Below are 915 nucleotides of genomic sequence, written 5' to 3'. Positions count from 1 at the left end.
ATCAAACGAGAGATCGACAACCGTTCCGTGGCAGGGCACTACAGGGCCTATGTCGCTCACCGTGGCTGGGCGCGCTCACGGGCTCGTCCGAAACAGGCCAAGCTCCTGGCCCCGGGCCGGCTACGGGAGTACGTGCAGGCCAGGCTGTTGCTGCGGTGGTCTCCGCAGCAGATCAGCAACACTCTTATCGAGGAGTTCCCCGAGGAGAGAAGCATGCGCGTGAGCACCGAGACGATTTATCAGGCCTTGTATCTCCAAGCCCGTGGTGGGCTCAAACGCGAGGTCGCTGCCGCATTGCGCACGGGCCGGACCCGACGCAAACCCCACCGTGACCCCCAGGCGCGTTCTGCGCGCTTCGTCGATGAGATGGTGATGATCTCTGCCCGACCACCGACGATAGAGGACCGGGCTGTGCCCGGACACTGGGAAGGGGATCTGATCGTGGGTACCGGCGGTAGTTCCGCGATCGTGACCCTGGTCGAGCGTTCCACGCGGTACGTGATGCTCGGGCACCTGCCGGGAGGTCACACGGCCGAGGAAGTCCGCGATGTTCTGGTCAGGCTGATCGGGTCCTTGCCCCAGCACCTGCGAGGGTCCCTGACGTGGGACCAGGGTGCGGAGATGGCACGGCACAAACAGTTCACGATCGCCACGGGAGTGCCGGTGTACTTCTGTGATCCGCACTCGCCCTGGCAACGCGGCTCGAATGAGAACACGAACGGGTTGCTGCGCCAGTACTTCCCCAAGGGCACCGATCTAGGGGTCTACAGCCCGGAGGATCTCGAGCATGTTGCCCAGGAACTCAACGGGCGACCACGCAAAACGCTGGACTGGAAGAACCCAGCCCAGCGTCTGCGTGATCTACTAATCACTGACTAAACAACCAGGTGTTGCGAGGACCCCTGGAACCTGCCA

At 63.2% G+C, this 915-nt stretch carries 1 protein-coding gene; it reads left to right on the top strand.

Features of this window, described 5'->3' with window-relative positions; genetic code table 11:
• Positions 1 to 879 (top strand): IS30 family transposase (locus D8M39_RS12475; RefSeq protein WP_126875123.1); only part of this gene is annotated, 879 nt, incomplete at its 5' end.
• Positions 880 to 915: the final 36 nt, after the last annotated feature.

This window comes from Kocuria sp. HSID17590 (genome assembly GCF_003989485.1).
Lineage (GTDB): Bacteria > Actinomycetota > Actinomycetes > Actinomycetales > Micrococcaceae > Kocuria > Kocuria salsicia.
The sequence above is the reverse complement of the archived record's forward strand: the minus strand, read 5'-3'. Positions and strand labels throughout refer to the sequence as shown.